Source organism: Roseicyclus mahoneyensis, assembly GCF_003148775.1.
In the GTDB taxonomy this organism is placed as follows: Bacteria; Pseudomonadota; Alphaproteobacteria; order Rhodobacterales; family Rhodobacteraceae; genus Roseicyclus; species Roseicyclus mahoneyensis.
In genome coordinates this window covers 309,490-325,943 of record NZ_QGGW01000004.1, presented here as the reverse complement: position 1 = coordinate 325,943, position 16,454 = coordinate 309,490, and the positions used below count along the sequence as shown (strand labels likewise).

General features: G+C 66.4%; 12 protein-coding genes and 1 riboswitch. Of the genes, 1 reads left to right on the top strand and 11 read right to left on the bottom strand.

Features of this window, described 5'->3' with window-relative positions:
• Positions 1-4: 4 nt before the first annotated feature.
• Positions 5-1,324, top strand: coding sequence for an ABC1 kinase family protein (locus tag C7455_RS10715; RefSeq protein ID WP_109668033.1), 1,320 nt, complete (start codon positions 5-7; stop codon positions 1,322-1,324).
• Here the strand turns inward: C7455_RS10715 and C7455_RS10710 are convergent.
• The 11 genes from C7455_RS10710 to C7455_RS10660 all read right to left on the bottom strand — a co-directional run bounded on the left by C7455_RS10710 (position 1,321) and on the right by C7455_RS10660 (position 16,361).
• Positions 1,321-2,103: a cobalamin-binding protein gene (locus tag C7455_RS10710; RefSeq protein ID WP_109668031.1), complete on the bottom strand. Its 783-nt coding sequence runs from the start codon at positions 2,101-2,103 to the stop codon at positions 1,321-1,323. The genes C7455_RS10715 and C7455_RS10710 overlap by 4 nt on opposite strands.
• Complete coding sequence (locus tag C7455_RS10705) at positions 2,103-2,414, bottom strand: hypothetical protein (protein ID WP_109668029.1); 312 nt, start codon at positions 2,412-2,414, stop codon at positions 2,103-2,105. The genes C7455_RS10710 and C7455_RS10705 overlap by 1 nt, the downstream gene beginning before the upstream one ends.
• Before the next feature lie 108 nt (positions 2,415-2,522).
• Positions 2,523-2,717, bottom strand: a riboswitch (cobalamin riboswitch).
• Between the two features lie 105 nt (positions 2,718-2,822).
• Positions 2,823-3,179: a DUF5368 domain-containing protein gene (locus tag C7455_RS10700; protein WP_109668028.1), complete on the bottom strand. Its 357-nt coding sequence runs from the start codon at positions 3,177-3,179 to the stop codon at positions 2,823-2,825.
• Positions 3,180-3,200: 21 nt separating this feature from the next.
• Positions 3,201-4,517, bottom strand: coding sequence for an NAD(P)/FAD-dependent oxidoreductase (locus C7455_RS10695; RefSeq protein ID WP_109668026.1), 1,317 nt, complete (start codon positions 4,515-4,517; stop codon positions 3,201-3,203).
• A gap of 131 nt (positions 4,518-4,648) precedes the next feature.
• Positions 4,649-6,256: an ABC transporter ATP-binding protein gene (locus C7455_RS10690; protein ID WP_109668024.1), complete on the bottom strand. Its 1,608-nt coding sequence runs from the start codon at positions 6,254-6,256 to the stop codon at positions 4,649-4,651.
• Positions 6,253-7,176 (bottom strand): ABC transporter permease, encoded by a 924-nt coding sequence (locus C7455_RS10685; RefSeq protein ID WP_109668022.1) that lies wholly within the window; start codon positions 7,174-7,176, stop codon positions 6,253-6,255. Before C7455_RS10685 ends, C7455_RS10690 begins: the two co-directional genes overlap by 4 nt.
• Positions 7,177-7,180: 4 nt before the next feature.
• Positions 7,181-8,134 (bottom strand): ABC transporter permease, encoded by a 954-nt coding sequence (locus C7455_RS10680; protein WP_211315481.1) that lies wholly within the window; start codon positions 8,132-8,134, stop codon positions 7,181-7,183.
• Positions 8,135-8,207: 73 nt separating this feature from the next.
• A complete protein-coding gene (locus C7455_RS10675; RefSeq protein WP_109668019.1) occupies positions 8,208-9,779 on the bottom strand; it encodes an ABC transporter substrate-binding protein in 1,572 nt (523 codons plus the stop codon).
• Positions 9,780-9,925: 146 nt separating this feature from the next.
• Positions 9,926-11,473, bottom strand: coding sequence for a trimethylamine methyltransferase family protein (locus C7455_RS10670; protein ID WP_109668017.1), 1,548 nt, complete (start codon positions 11,471-11,473; stop codon positions 9,926-9,928).
• Positions 11,470-13,911 carry a GcvT family protein gene (locus tag C7455_RS10665; RefSeq protein WP_170119056.1) on the bottom strand — a complete coding sequence of 814 codons (2,442 nt, stop codon included), beginning with the start codon at positions 13,909-13,911 and terminating at the stop codon, positions 11,470-11,472. The genes C7455_RS10670 and C7455_RS10665 overlap by 4 nt, the downstream gene beginning before the upstream one ends.
• A gap of 2 nt (positions 13,912-13,913) precedes the next feature.
• A complete protein-coding gene (locus tag C7455_RS10660) occupies positions 13,914-16,361 on the bottom strand; it encodes a GcvT family protein (RefSeq protein WP_109668013.1) in 2,448 nt (815 codons plus the stop codon).
• Positions 16,362-16,454: the final 93 nt, after the last annotated feature.

The window sequence follows — 16,454 nt, the reverse complement described above, 5'->3', positions numbered from 1 at the left end:
CGGCATGGCCGATATCCCCGATCCCCGATCCTATCCCGTGCCCTCTGGCCGCTTTGCCCGCGCGCGCCGCATGGGCGGGCTTGCCACCGGCCTTGCGGGCGGGGTGGCGCTGGGTGGCGCGCAGGCGCTGTTGCGCGGCCAGCGTCCGCGCCTGTCCGATCTGGTGATGACGCCCGGCAACATCACCCGGCTTGCCGACCGGCTGTCCCAAATGCGCGGCGCGGCGATGAAGCTGGGCCAGCTTCTGTCGATGGAGGCGGGCGACATGCTGCCCCCCGAGATGGAGGCGATCTTGTCGCGCCTGCGCGCCGAGGCGCATGTGATGCCGCCCGCGCAGTTGAAACAGGTGCTTGCCGATGCCTATGGTGCCGATTTCCGCAAGCTTTTCCGCAGCTTCGACACAAGGCCCTTGGCCGCTGCCTCGATCGGGCAGGTGCACCGCGCGCTGACGCCCGAGGGGCAGGCGCTGGCCATCAAGCTGCAATACCCCGGCGTCAAGGATGCCATCGACAGCGATCTCGACAATGCCGCCGCGCTGATCCGCTGGTCGGGTCTGTGGCCCGCTGAGCTGGACATCCGCCCCCTGATGGCCGAGGCGCGCGCGCAATTGCATGAAGAGGCCGATTACGCCCGCGAAGGCGCGGCGCTGGCGCGCTTCGGCGCGCTTCTGGCGGGGGACGACCGTTTCGTCGTGCCGCGTCTGGATGAGGCCCGGACCCGTCCTTCGGCCTTGGCGATGAGTTTCGAGCCCGCCGAGCCGATCGAGCGGCTGGCCGACGCCCCGCCCGATATCCGCGACCGTGCCGTGAGCGCGCTGCTCGATCTGTGCTTGCGCGAGTTGTTCGAGTTTCGCCTGATGCAGACCGACCCGAATTTCGCCAATTACCGCTGGCGTCCCGACACGGGCCAAATCGTGCTGCTGGATTTCGGGGCCACGCGTGAGATTTCGCACACGATGTCCGAGGCCTACCGCGCCCTTTTGCGTGCGGGCCTCGAGCGCGATCAGCAAGGTGTCCTGACCGCGCTGGAAAGCATCGGCTTCATCAAGCCCGGCCTGTCCCTGGCCCACCGTCAGACGATCCTAGAGATGTCCGAGATGGGCTTTGCCCTGCTGCGTGGCCCCGAAGCCTTCGATTTCCGCGGCAATGATTTCGCCGACCGCATGCGGCAGCGCGGCGCGCAGATCGGCGGCGAGCGGGAGTTGTGGCATATCCCGCCCGCCGAAACCCTGTTTCTGCAGCGCAAGATCGGCGGGCTGTACCTGCTGGCCACCCGGCTGGGCGCCAAGGTGGATGTCGCGGCCATGGTCCGGTGCTACGTCTAGGCCAGTGCCGCGACGATGGCATCCAGCCCGTCGGTCAGCGCGGCGGGTCCCGGTTGCAAGATCAGGGGCGACTTGATCTCGGTGATGCGCCCGTCGCGCACGGCCGGGATGGCGTCCCAGCCGGGGCGGGCCGCGATCCGCTCGGGCCGCACCTTTTTCCCGCACCATGACGCCAAGATCACGTCGGGCGCGCGCGCCAACACGGCGTCCGGCGTCACGATCCGGTCCTTGGCGCCTTGGGCGCGGGACAATTCGGGAAAGGCATCTTGCCCGCCCGCGATGCCCACCAGTTCCGACACCCAGGCCAGCCCCGAGATCATCGGGTCGTCCCATTCCTCGAAATAGACAACAGGGCGTTTGCCCCCGCGCGCCTCGGCCCGTGCCGCGACCGTCGCAAGGCGGTGCGCATAGTCATCGGCCAGCCGCGCTGCGCGATCGGCAAGACCCACCGTCGCGCCCAGATGCCGGATCATCGCCAGAATCCCCGCGATGTCGCGTTGGTTGTAGGCCATCACCGTGATGCCCGCCCGGATCAGCCCTGCCGCGATCTCGGCCTGAAGGTCCGAGAAGGTCAGCACCAGATCGGGCTCCAGCGCGATGATCTTGGGCAGGTCGGCCGAGGTGAAGGCGCTGACCCGCGGTTTCTCGCGCCTGACGCGGGGCGGGCGCACGGCATAGCCCGAGACGCCCACGATCCGGTCCTCGGCGCCCAGCAGGTAAAGCGTTTCGACCGTCTCCTCGGTCAGGCAAACGATGCGCTCGGGCGGAAAGCGCCGCATCAGAGCGACAGCCGCCGCATCCGGGTCCCGCCGCGTCGTTTCGGGCGCGGCAGGGCGAGGTCGAGCGGGGACAGCGGCGTCATGAGCGAGGCGCGCAAGAGCCGGCAGAACTCCGCCACGGCGGGGCTTGCCACCTCGAAAGGTTGCGCCAGCGCCAGCGCGCGCGCCGCCTCGCGGCCATATGGCACCGCGGGCGGCAGGGCACCCAGCCATTGCATGTAGCCCAACTGCCCCAGTTCAACCGCGCGGGCGGGTGCGCTGCGGGGCGCCGGGTGGCTCAAAAGCTGGATCAGGGTCTTTTCGGTCTGCATTGCGCCCTCCGCGCAAAGGGGCGGGGGCCATGGCCGGCAGGTCCGAGGGGTCGCGGCGCGTCTTTGGTCGCATGTCTCGCACTCCGGCCCGGACGCCCCGCCCGGGTTTGGGGTTGATCTGCGATGGCAGGTCTCCTGACTTGCGGGTCTGGGCTTGCCCGATCCTTCCCGGGCTGCTCTTGCCCAGTGGGTTCATCGGGGTCGCTCGCCGCTCACAGTTGCGGGGGCAGTCGCGGGGTTGCACCGCGTTCCCTTTTCAGACCGGCGGGGGTGCCGCCGATCACCATCCCGAACATGAGACGCGCTTTGCCGCCGCCGGTCAAGGCCAGGTAGCGCAACATTTGCGAAGACGAAAGAAAAGGGGGCGGCCCATTGCGGTGCCGCCCCCCGCTTCCGGATGGCTTGCGATCATTCCGCCGGGCGGCGGCGCAGCACAAGGCGTTCGATCACATAAACAAGGATGGCACTTCCCACGGCCCCCATGGCGGCGATGCCGAGGAAGATGATCACATCGACCGGACCACCGATATCGGACAGGTGCGAGTTGGTGACGGCCATCACGAACCAGATCGCCAGCACGGCGCCGACCGGCATGAAGAGTTGCGCGACAAGGAACTGCCGCATCCCCAATGTGCGGTCACGGATCAGCACATAGATCCAACCCAGCGTGACCACCACGGCCGCCGCGACCAGTGCCCAGAACAGGCCTGCGCCAAACATTTCCTCGAAGACCGCGATCATGGTCTCAAGTGTAAGCTCTTCCATTTCTTTCTCCTCCGATCCGTCTCAGGCCTGGCCGCGCAGCATGGCATTGTAGGTCGCTTTCAGCGCGACCTCCTTCATCAGCCAGCTGATCCACAGCTCTTCCAGCGGCGCGATCAGGCCGGGGAAGGAGGGCACGAGGTTGTTGTGGTAATCGAACTCGATCAGCATCGCGCGACCGATCCGGGTGATCATCGGGCAGGAGGTGTAGCCGTCATAGGTGGCGGTCCCCTCGCGGCCTTCGATGGCGGCGATCAGGTGATCTTCGACCACCGGAACCTGCCATTTCACCGATGCCGCCGTCTTGCCCTTGGGCACGCCCGCCACATCGCCCAAGGCCCAGATATTGGCGTAGCGGTTGTGGCGCAGCGTGGCCATGTCGCAATCGACCCAGCCCTGATCGGTCCAGCGGTCGGCCCAGGCCAGCCCCGATTGCACCACGAATTCCGGCGCGCGCTGCGGCGGGATCAGGTGGAGGTAATCATAGGGTTCCTCATGGCTCAGGCCATCGGCATCGGTGAAGGTGGCGATCTTGCGGTCGGCATCCACCGCGCGCAGCGTGCGCTGGTATGTGTGGGCAATGCCCCGGTCGCCAAACAGCATCCGCACCCGTTCGGCCACGATCGGCACCCCGAAAAGCGCGGTCTGCGGCGCGAAATAGGCGATTTCCGCGTTGCCGCGATTGCCCGCGCGGCGCAGGCGGTCGTCGATCAGGAAGGCGTGTTTCAGCGGCGCGCCCGCGCATTTCATCTCGGTCTCGGGGCGGGTGAAGACGCCGCGCCCGCCTTCCTCGGCGAAACGCGCGGCGGCGGTCCAGGTGCGGGCGGCATATTCGGGCCCGGCATAGAGCGCGCCGATGCCGTTTTGCCCCACCATGTCGAGGCTGAACCCCTCGATCGCATCATGGTCGAGGATCAGGCCCGGCGCCACGATCAGGTAATCATACTCCAGCGTCTGGCCGCCTTCGGTCGATACGGTCTGCACCTCGGGATCGACGGCGGCGACGCGCTCAGTGATTAGCGTCACATCGCGCGGCAGCCAGTCGGTGGTTTGGCTCACGACATAGCTGGCGGGCTTCAGGCCGGCAGCCACCAGCGACAGGCCGGGCTGATAAAGGTGTTCGGCGCGCGGGTCGATGATTGTGATCTGTGCGCCTTCAAGCCGCCGGACCATCCGGTTGGCAAAGGCTGTGCCTGCCGCGCCCGCGCCGATGATGACGATGCGCGCATTGGTCGGCACCATCTGCGCCCGCGCCTCGGTGGCGGGCAAGGCGGCGGCGGCGCCCCCCGCCGCGGCCAGCGCCAGAAAGGCGCGGCGGCTGGTGGAAAAATCTTCGGTCATTCCGTGTGTCTCCCGTGACGGTCTGTTCGCTTGACCGCCGCTTTTATGATCGGGGTCAATCAACCTGTTTGATCTGGATCAAACTGGACCTGCGGCATGATTGCATGCCGCGGTGCACCAAACCGGGGACGTCACGCGCGGCTGTCGAGCAGCCGGGTCAGCCAATCGGGGTCCATTTCGGGCACCGAGGACAAAAGCAATTCGGTGTAGGGCTGGTGCGGCGGGGTGAAGATCTCTGTCTTGTGGCCCGCGTCCACCACACGGCCCCTTTGCATGACCACCACTTCGTCGGCGATGGCGCGCACGGTGGCGATGTCATGGGTGATGAACATGTAGGCCAGCCCGAATTCATCTTGCAGCCGGGTCAGCAGTTGCAAGATCCCTTCCTGCACGATCTGGTCGAGCGCCGATGTCACCTCGTCGCAGATGATCACCCTTGGCTCGGCCGCCAGCGCGCGCGCGATGCCGATGCGCTGTTTCTGGCCACCCGACAATTCGCCCGGCAGGCGGTCGATATAGGTGTCGGGGTCCAGTTCGATCAGATGCAGCAGGTCGCGCACGCGGGCGTCCAGCGCGCGGCCGTGCAGGCCCAGATACATCTGCGCCGGTCGTCCGATCAACTCACGCAGGCGCTGCTTGGGATTCAGGGCCGTGTCGGCCATCTGGTAGATCATCTGCACCTGCCGCAACTGGTTGCGGGTGCGCGCCTTGAGCGCCGGTGGCAAGGCGGCGCCGTCGAACACGATCTCGCCCGAGGTGGGCGGCAAGAGCCCGGTGATGACGCGCGCCGTCGTCGATTTTCCCGACCCGCTTTCGCCCACCACGGCGACAGTGCGCCCGGCATGTATGTCGAAACTCACATCCTCCAGCACCACGGTCTTGCCATAGGCCGCCGTCACGCCCCGCACCGACAAGACCGGCGCTGCGGTGGCGGGCGGCTGCACGGGACGGGCAAAGCTGCGCACGGCCCAGAGGCTTTTGGTATACTCCTCCCGCGGGGCATCGAGCATCTGGCGCGTAGGGGCCTCTTCCACCTCTTCCCCGCGCAAGAGAACCTTGATGCGGTCTGCGGCCTGCGCGACCACGGCAAGGTCATGGGTGATGTAGATCGCGGCCGTGTCGAATTGCCTGACGATGTCGCGGATCGCGGCCAGAACCTCGATCTGCGTGGTTACATCCAGCGCGGTCGTGGGCTCGTCAAAGATGATGAGGTCGGGCCGACAGGCCATCGCCATCGCCGTCATCGCGCGCTGCAATTGCCCGCCCGACACCTGATGGGGGTAGCGAAATCCGATCCCCTCGGGGTCGGGCAGCTGCATCTTGCGGTACAGGTCGACGGCGTCCTTCTCGGCCTTGTCGCGGGCCATTACGCCGTGGATCACCGGCGCCTCGGCGTATTGCTCGATCAGCCGGTGCGCGGGGTTGAAACTGGCCGCTGCCGATTGCGCCACATAGGCGATGCGCTTGCCCCGGAGCGCCCGGCGCTGCGCTTCGGTGGCCCGGCGCAGGTCGATCCCGTCGAACATTATGCTGCCGCCGGTGATCTTGCAGCCGTCACGGGCAAAGCCCATCGCGGCCAGACCCACGGTGGATTTCCCCGCGCCCGATTCCCCGATCAGACCCAGAACCTCGCCCTTGTGCAAGGTCAGGTCCACGCCCTTGACGATCTCGGACCATGTGTCGCCCGACCGCCCCTCGATCCGCAGCCCCTCGATCCTGAGCAGCACTTCGCGGGTCATTGCGTGGCCTCCCGCAGGCCCGAGGCGCGGTAGAGCTGCCAGTCGACCACGAAATTCACCGCCACCGTCAGCAGCGCGATGCAGCCCGCCGGCAACAGCGGCGTGACATCGCCAAAGGTGATGAGCGTGGCGTTGTCGCGCACCATGCTGCCCCAGTCGGCTGTCGGTGGCTTGATCCCCAGCCCCAGAAAGCTGAGCGAGGAAATCGACAAAAAGACAAAGCAAAAGCGCAGGCCGAACTCGGCCACCAGCGGCGCCATGGCATTGGGCAAGATCTCGCGCCGGATCAAGAACCACGCGCCTTCACCGCGCAGGCGCGCGGCCTCGATGTAATCCATCACCACGATGCCTTGGGCCACCGACCGGGCCAGACGAAAGACCCGCGTGGCGTCGACGGCGGCGATGACAAGGATCAGCGACAAGACGGACGTCCCGAAGATCGTGAGCAGCAAGAGCGAGAAGATCAGCGCCGGAATCGCCATCAGCGCATCGACGAAGCGCGACAGGATCTGGTCGAGCCAGCCGCCCGTCAGCGCCGCCCAGAGCCCCAGAAGCGAGCCCACCACAAAGGCCAGCGCGGTGGTGGCAAAGGCGATGCCCACGGTGTTGCGCGCACCGTAGATGAGGCGCGAGAGCATGTCGCGCCCGATCCGGTCGGTGCCAAGGGGATGGTCCGCCGACCACGCTTGGAACTGCGTGCCCACGATGTCGCGTTCGGGAAAGGGGGCGAGCAGGGGCGCGGCAATGGCGACGAAGGCATAGATCACGATCACCAGCAGGCCAAAGGCGGCGGTCAGCGGCATGTCACTGGCGATGCTGCGGGAGTGGCCGGTCAGCAGGGCCCGCGCGCCCGCACGCAACACCCACGCAAGGGCGAACAGGCCCGCGAGGCCCAGCGTCACGGAGGCGGCGAAACCCATCGCGCTACCTCCGGTGCATCAGGCGCGGGTTGGTGATGGTCGACAGCACATCCGCGATGAGGTTCAGGCCGATATAGGCGGCGGCAAAGATCAGCGCGATGGCCTGCACCACCGCGATGTCGCGGTTCGACACCGCATCCACCATCAATTGCCCAAGGCCGGGATAGACAAAGACCACCTCGACCACCACGACGCCGGTGATGAGGTAGGCCAGGTTGAGGGCCACCACGTTGATGATGGGCGCCAGCGCATTGGGCAGCGCGTGGCGCAGCACGATCCTGAGCGGCGACAGCCCCTTGAGGCGCGCCATCTCGATATAGGGGCTGGCCATCAGGTTGATGATCGCAGCCCGCGTCATCCGCATCATGTGGGCGGTCACCACCAGCGTCAGCGTCAGCGCGGGCAGAAAGGTCATGTAGAGCCTGTCCCCGAAGGTGGTCGTCGGATTGATCCGCACCATGGACGGGAAAAACCCCGTCTGCGCCAGCCACAGCACAAGGATATAGGCGATGAAGAACTCGGGCAGGGATATCGCCCCCAGTGCCCCTGCATTGGCCATCCGGTCGAAGATCGAATTGCGCCACAGCGCACTCAGGATGCCCAGCGTCAGCGCGATGGGCACGGAAAGCGCGGCGGCATAAAGCGCAAGGAACACGGTATTGCCCAGCCGCGCCCCGATCAGGTCGGCGATGGGGCGGTTGTTGGCCAGCGAGACGCCGAAATCGCCGGTCAAGGCACCGGTCAGCCAGGCCCAGTAGCGCACGGGTGCAGGGTCGTTCAGGCCCAGTTGCGCGCGCAACGCTGCCACCGTCTCGGGCGTGGCCGATTGGCCCAGAAGCTGCGTGGCAAGGTCGCCGGGCAATAGCTCGGTCGCCCAGAAGATCACCAGCGACACGACGAACAAAAGCCCGACGCCCAGCGCGATGCGCGTCAGGATCATCGTGATCAGATTGGCCAGAACCCCGCCCTCCGCCTTGTCGTCAGGGGAAATCCCGCCCGGCCCTTTTCAGGGGCCGGGCGGCGCGGATGGGTCAGGCCATCCACCAGCGTTCGACGCAGCGGAACCCGTCGAGGTTCCAGTTCGATCCGATCTGCTCGGGCGTGCCCACGCCATTGGCGACCGCCATGACGAAGTTGTTGTACATCGGGATGACGACCGAACCCTCATAGGACACGATCTGCTGCATCTCGTGATACATCTCACGGCGCAGGGACTCGTCCACCTCGGACCTTGCGGCGACCAACAATTCGTCGAAGCGTTCGTTCGACCAGAAACTGTCGTTCCAGTCCGCGCCCGAGGCATAGGCGGTGGTGAACATGTGGTCCTCCACCGCGCGGCCACCCCAGTAGCTGGCCACAAACGGTTCCTTCATCCACACATTGTCCCAGTAGCCATCGTTCGGCACCCGGTCGACGGTGATGTTGATGCCCGCCGCCCGCGCGTTCTCCGAGAACATGGAGGCCGCATCGACCGCGCCCGAGAACGCCGCATCCGCCGCCTTGAGCGTCACATCGAGGCTCTCGAGCCCAGCTTGCTGCAGGTGGTAGCGCGCGCGGTCGGGGTCGTAGCCCTTGGGCTCCATCTCGGCGAAGAAATAGCGGTTCGCCGGCCCGATCGGGTTGTCGTTCGACACCGCGCCATGGCCGCCAAGGATCGTGTCGACCATCGCCTGCCGGTCAAGCGCGTATTTCAGCGCCAGCCGCACGTTGTTGTCGTTGAACGGGGCCGCGCGCGCATCCATCGGGAAAACGTAATGCGCGTTGGCCGGGATCGACAAGATGCGCGCCACGTTGCGGCCTTCGAGCATGCCGATGGTCGCCGGATCGACCTGGTCGATCAGATGCACCTCGCCGGTGATCAGCGCGTTCAGGCGCGCGGCCGGGTCGAGGATCGACAGGATTTCCACCCGGTCGAACCACGCGCGGTTTTCCTTCCAGTAGTTGGAGTTTCGCGTGAGCGAGGCCTGCACGCCCGGCTCGTAGCTTTCGACGATGTAGGGGCCGACCCCGTCGGTCGAGGCCGGGTCGATCCGCCCATCCACCGCCGGCATGATCGGGATGTGATAGTCGGTCATCAGGTAGGGCAGGTCGGCGTTGGCCGCCTCCAGCGTGATGACGACATTCTGCCCGTCAGCGCGCACATCGGTGATGGCCGACAGCAGCGTCTTGATCGCGCTGGTCGCATCATCGCCCCGGTGATGGTTGATCGAGGCGACCACGTCATCGACCGTCACATCGCGCCCGGAATGAAAGCTCACGCCCTGCCGGATCGCAAAGACCCAGGTCACGCCATCGGCACTTTCCCAGCTTGTCGCCATTTCCGGCACAAGCTGGCCATCGGCGCCGACTTCGATCAGCTGGTTGTGGCGCGAGGCGGCAAAGACCTGAACATAGAGGTTGTCCCACAGGCCCGGATCGAGGCTGTCGGTGGTGGACCCATGGCCAAGGCCGATGCGGAAGGTGCCGCCGCGGGTCTGGGCCCGGGCGGCTTTCGCGCCATAGGGCAGGATCAGGCCCGCGGCGCCAAGCGCTGCGGCACCTTGCAAGATGCCACGGCGGGAAACGCCGCCGCGTGCGGGTGCGGAAAGAATGCGTGATGTCATGGTCTGTTCTCCCTGGTGCGTTGCGCGCAGATTGCACGTCGCCGGTCGCCGGGGACGACCCCCTGTGCGCCAGCTTCCGCGCGGATCATACATGGACCACCCTATAGGGGAACCCATGAAGTGGCCGTGACAGTGCGCGCCGGCTGTCAGAACCGGATCGCCACCTTTGCCCGCACCGCCCGGTCGATCTCGGGCGGGACCTGTAGGGGCGCCATCTGCAAGATGGTCTCCTTGCGGCGGCGGGCGCCGGTCAGAAGATCCGGCCGCCCCGCGCCATCCCAATCCTTGGGCGTCATGCGGTTGGCGATCTGTGGATAGAGGTATTCGGTCTGCATCAAGGCCAGCGTCTGGTCCGAGCCCAGATAATGGCCCGGCCCGCCATCAAGGCACACGGCCTTCATCACGTCGAGCGAGACCGCATCCTCGGTCACGTCGATGCCGCGCACGCAGCGCTGCGCCTGCCCGATCAGATCGTCGCCCAGCACCATCCCCTCGGGGCAGAACCCCATGAGCGAGGCATACATGCCGACCGATTCGTAGACGAGGTTCAGCCCCGAGAGCCCCGCCATCACATTGGTGATGCCCTGTTCCCAACCCGCCTGCATGTCGGGCAGCTTGGCATCCGTCATCCCCGCCGCAGCGCCCCCCGGCAGACCGTAGAACCGGTGCATCTGCGCGCAGCCCGCCGTCAGCAGACCCTGTTCCGCCGAGCCTCCCGACATCGCGCCCGACCGCAGGTCCGAGACGAAGGGCCACGTGCCGAAGACCGCCGGATGCCCCGGCGCGATGGCATTGACGTAGACGACGCCCGCGAGGCATTCCGCCACCGCCTGCACGATGGCCGCCGCGATGGGGGCGGGGGCTGTCGCGCCGGCTTGCCCCGCCGACAACAGCAGGATCGGCATGCCCGCGCGGATGCAGGCCTCCATCGTCTCGCAGCTTTCGGTGGCGAATTTCATCGGCGGAACGACGAAACAGTTGGACAGCGAGACGAAAGGCATCTCGCGCCATGCGGCCTCACCGCCCGCGACAAGGTGGATCAGCTCCATCCCCGGCGCCACGGCGGCGGGGTCCGAGAATGACGTGCCAACATGCTTGGTGGTGCCCGCAAGACAGGCGTAAAGCGTGTTGAGGTCCATTTCGATCAGGTCGGGCACATCGCAGCAGACCATCGTGCGTTGAAAGAAATGGATGTTGTCGAGGTGATGGGCCAGCCGCGCCGCGTCATAGAGATCGCGCGCGGTCGAGGGGCGGTAATCGCCCGTGACCGGATCGACATGGTTCACGGCCGCGCCCGCCGTGCCGTAATGCACCCGCGTGCCCGACAGGTCGAGGTGATGGCGCGGGTCGCGGCCAAAAAGCGTGATGCCGCGCGCGGCCTTGGCGAGCATGTCCTCGACCAGCGCGCGGGGAAAGCGCAGGCGGCCATCGTCGCCCTGCACCGCGCCCGCCGCGACCATGGCGGCGACGCCGGTCGCGGGCGCTTGGCTCAGCCCCACCTGTTCCAGCGCGTCGAGCGCCGCTTCGTGGATGCGCAGAACGCCGGCTTCCGTCAGCGGATTGTATTGCCCGCCCGATAGCCCCGCCCGCACCGGGCGCAAATCGTCGGCCAAGGGCGCCATGCGGGTTGCCACACGCGCCGCACGGCCCCCGCCGCGACGGTTTCCACGCTTGTCTTCGATCTCGACGCTCATTGGCGTACCCTTTGCGATTGCGGGTCATACATAGGCGCAAGGCTTGCCCGCGCCGCGTGCCGGACCCCGGCCACTTCGATCTCGTAGGTTGAGGAGAGCACGGCCTCGGGCGTCTCATCTGGGCAGGGGACATAGCCAAGCCCCACGGCCCCGCCGAGCGCATGGCCGTAATTGCCCGAGGTCAGGATCGACACGATCTTGCCCTCGCGCACCACGGCCTCGTTGTGAAACAGCATCGGCTCCGGGTTCTCCAGCCGGAACTGGACAAGGCGGCGCGAAAGCCCCGTCTCGCGCTTGCGCAACACCGCGTCGCGGCCCATGAAATCGGGCTTTTGCATGCGCACGGCAAAGCCCAACCCCGCCTCCAGCACATGATCCTCGTCGGTGATGTCATGGCCGAAATGGCGGTAGGCCTTTTCGATCCGGCACGAATCCAGCGCATGCAGCCCGCAGAGCCTCAGCCCTTGATCCGCACCCGCCTGCGTCAGCGTCTCGAAGACATGGGCGGCCATGTCGGTCGATACATAGAGTTCCCACCCCAATTCGCCGACGTAGGAGATGCGGTGCGCACGGGCGAGGCCGAGGCCGATCTCGATTTCCCGCGCGGTGGCAAAGGGGAAACCGGCGTTCGTCAGGTCATCGGGGCTGACCGCCTGCATCAGGTCTCGGGCTTTCGGTCCCATGACGCAAAACACCGCCTCGCCCGCCGTCATGTCGGTGATGGTGACGAAGCTTTCGCCTGCGTGTTTGCGTAGCCATGCCAGATCGCGCCTGAGCGTCGCGCCCGGCACGACCAGCAGAAAAGCGGTTTCCGACAGGCGCGTGACGGTCAGATCGCTTTCGATGCCGCCCCGGTCGTTCAGCATCTGGGTATACACGACGCGGCCCGCCTCCACATCCAACTCGTTCGCGCAAAGGTGGTTGAGAAAGGCGCAGGCATCCCGCCCCTCGACCCGGATCTTGCCAAAGGATGTCATGTCAAACAGGCCAACGCCCTGCCGCACCGCCAGATGCTCGGCGCGCTGGTTGTCCAACCAGTTTTGCCGGTGCCAGTCGTAGCGGTATGCGCGGCTCTGGCCGGGCAGGGCGAACCAGTTCGCGCGTTCCCATCCCGCGACCTCACCAAAGACCGCGCCCGCGGCTTTAAGGTGCTCATGCACGGGCGAGCGCCGCACCCCGCGCGCGGTTTCGACCTGCCGATAGGGCCAGTGATCGGCGTAGAGCAGGCCAAGTGTCTCGGTCACGCGCTCCTTCAGGTAACGCCGGTTGCGCTGGAAGGGCTGCGCGCGGCGGATATCGACCTCCCACAGGTCGAAGGGGGGCGCGCCTTCCGCGATCCAATGCGCCAGCGCCATGCCAGCCCCGCCCGAGGACACGATGCCGATGGAATTGTAGCCCGCCGCGACCCAGTAGCCGCCCAGTTCCGGCGCCTCGCCCAGATAGTAGCGGTCATCGGGGGTGAAGCTTTCGGGCCCGTTGAAGAAGGTGTGGATGCCCGCCGTCTGGAACAGCGGCATTCGTTGGGTCGCTTGTTCGAGGATGGGCGCGAAATGGTCGAAATCCTCGGGCAGCGCGTCGAAACAGAAATCCTCCGGAATGCCGCCCATGCCCCAGGGTTTGGCGCGGGGTTCAAACGCGCCCAGCATCATCTTGCCTGCGTCCGATTTGTAATAGGCGCATTCGTCGGGCACCCGCAACACAGGCAGATGCCCAAGCCCGTCAATGGGTTCCGTGACGAGGTAGAAGTGCTCGCAAGCATGCAGCGGCAGCGTGACGCCGGATTTTGCGGCCAGATCGCGACCCCACATGCCGCCGCAGTTGATGACGACATCGGCGGCGATATGGCCGGTATCGCTCTCGCTCTCCCAATCCACACCGGTGACGCGGCGGCCATCGTCGGTAACACGCGTCACCTTCACCCCTTCGACGATCCTTGCGCCCGCCATCCGCGCGCCCTTGGCCAGCGCCATGGCGATATTGGCCGGGTCGCATTGACCGTCGCCGGGCAGGTGGACCGCGCAGGTGACATCGCCCACCTCCACATGCGGATACATCGCGCGCACCTCGGCGGTGGTGATCTCGTGCACCTCGACCCCGAAGGCGCGCGCCAGCGTCGCCTGCCGCAGCAGTTCCTCGCGCCGGTCGGCGGTCAGCCCGAGTGAGATGGAGCCGACCTGCCGCATGCCGGTCGCAATGCCGGTTTCCGCTTCGAGCCGCAGGTAGAGGTCGGCGGAATATTTGGCCAGCCGCGTCATGTTCTGCGACCCGCGCAACTGCCCGACCAGCCCCGCCGCATGCCATGTGGTGCCGCAGGTAAGCTGCTTGCGTTCCAGCAGCACGATGTCGGTCCAGCCCAGCTTCGCCAGATGATAGGCGACCGAACAGCCCGAGACGCCGCCGCCGATGATCACCGCGCGGGCATGTGTTGGAAGGGTCATGCTCACGCCCTCAGCCGCGCGTTGGCGGGGTCCCAGAGGGGCGCGTCAGGCAGCACCACCGCGCGGTGACGCTGCCCGAAGATATCGACCTCCACCTCGGTCCCCGGCGCGGTCAGATCGGCGCGCAGCATCCCCAGCGCGATGGATGTTCCGACGCGGTAGCCCCAGGCGCCGCTGGTCGTCTCGCCGACCACCTGCCCCCCGTGCCAAAGCGTCGACATGTAGGGCGCGTCCGCCACGCCGGCATCGACCACCAGTGTGACGAAGCGTTTGGTCACGCCGGCCTGTTTCTCGGCCATAAGCGCCTGCTTGCCGGGGAAATCCTGTGGCTTGCCCCAGCGGATGAAGCGGTCAAGCCCGCCCTGCAACAGGCTGTAATCGGTCGACAGGTCACCCTTCCATGCGCGGTAGCCCTTTTCGATCCGCAAGCTGTTCAGTGCGAACATGCCGAAGGGTTTGGCGCCTGCTTTCAGGATCGCCTCGTAAACATCCGGGATCGCAGCGTTTTCGGCGTGTATTTCCCACCCCAGTTCGCCCGCGAAGGATACCCGCGCAAGCCAGCAGCGCCGCCCTGCCACGATGGCGTCTTGATGGCTGAGCCATGGCAGATGCAGGTCGCCCTCGGTGCCCACGGTCTCCATCAACCGCCGCGCCTCGGGGCCAGTGACGATCAGCGTCGAGATTTCGCGGCTCTGGTCGGTCAGCGACAGCCCCGGCGCAAGGTCGCGCCTCAGCCATTCCAGGTCATGCCATTGCGCCACGGCCGCCGTGATCAGCGTGAACTCGTCCGGCCCGTGGCAGGCGACCGACATCTCTGTCACGATCCGGCCCCTCGCGTCGGGGAAATAGGCCAGCGTCAATCGCCCCGGCGCGGGCAACCCGCCCGCGATCTTGCCCAAGAGCCAGTCGCCCGCACCTTTGCCCGTCAGCCTGAACCGGGAAAAGCCCGGCAGGTCCAGCACGCCGACACCATCCCGCACCGCCTCGCATTCCTCACGGATGCGCGCTTCCCATGGGCCCGCGCGGTTCCATGTCTGCGTCGCGGCCTCGGACACATCATCGCCAGCTTTTGCGAACCAGTTCGCCCGCTCCCACCCCGCATAGGCGCCCATCTGGCCGCCGAGTGCCTTCACCCGGTCATGGACCGGCGAGACCTTGCGATCGGGCGCGGCAGGCCAGCGCGCCCAAGGGAAATGCATCGCATATTCATGGCCGTAAACTTCCATCCCCTTGGCCACGCAATAGTCATGGTCGGTGTAATCCGTGAAGCGGCGCGGGTCGCATGACCACATGTCCCATTCGGTGGCCCCTTGCGTCACCCATTCGGCCAAAACCTTGCCCGCGCCGCCGCCCTGCGCGATGCCAAAGGTAAAGACGCAGGCCTCGAACGCGTTGGGCACGCCCGGCATTGGCCCGATCAGCGGGTTGCCGTCGGGCGTGTAGGGGATGGGGCCGTTGATGACGCGTGCCAGCCCCGCTTCGGCCAGTACGGGCACGCGGGCCATCGCATCCTCGATCTGGAAGGACAGCCGGTCGAGGTCGTCGGGATAGAGCTGAAAGCTGAAATCCTCAGGCAACGGATCGTCGGGCGTGGTCCAATGCGCCCGGCAGTTCCGCTCGTAGGGGCCAAGGTTGAAGCCGTTCTTCTCCTGCCGGAGGTAGTAGGAGGTATCGACATCGCGCAAAAGCGGCAGCTTGTGGCCCGCGGCCTTGGCCCAGTCGCGCACGGCGGGCACCTCGTCGAAGATCAGATATTGGTGGCTCATCACCATCATCGGCACCGTGCGCCCGCCGAAAGGCTTGAACCATTCTCCCACGCGCTGCGCATAATAGCCCGCCGCGTTCACCACGATTTCGCAGCGGATGTCGCCCTGATCGGTGTGCACGATCCAAAGGCCATTCTCGCGGCTGACGCCCGTGGCCGGGCAAAAGCGCACGATCTTGGCCCCCAGATCGCGCGCGCCCTTGGCCAGCGCCTGCGTCACCTGTGCCGGGTCGATATCGCCGTCGGCGGGATCGTAGAGCGCGCCTTTCAGGTCATGGGTCTCGATGAAAGGATGTTTCGCCTTGATCTCGGAGGGGCCGAGGATGTCGAGGGTCATGCCCTGATGCAGGCCCATGCCCCGCGCGCGCGCGAACTCCTGCATCCGCTCGTCGCTATGCGCCAGCCGGATCGAGCCCGTCACATGGTAGTTCAGCGGATAGTCCACCGCCGCGCCGAGGCCGCGATAGAGTTCCGTCGAATAGCGCTGCATGTTCATGATCGACCACGAGGTCGAGAAGGTCGGCACATTGCCTGCGGCATGCCATGTGGAGCCCGCCGTCAGCTCGTTCTTTTCCAAAAGCACGCAATCGGTCCAGCCCGCGCGCGAGAGGTGGTAGAGCGCCGAGACACCCACGACGCCGCCGCCGATGATGACCACGCGCGCCTGTGTCGGCAGTTCCGCCATGTGCTTGTCCCGGCCTGTGATGCCCCGAGTATTCGCCGCCCCAGACAACAGTTCAATTCGATTGCGGGATATGTTTTGATCAGGTTTACCGAT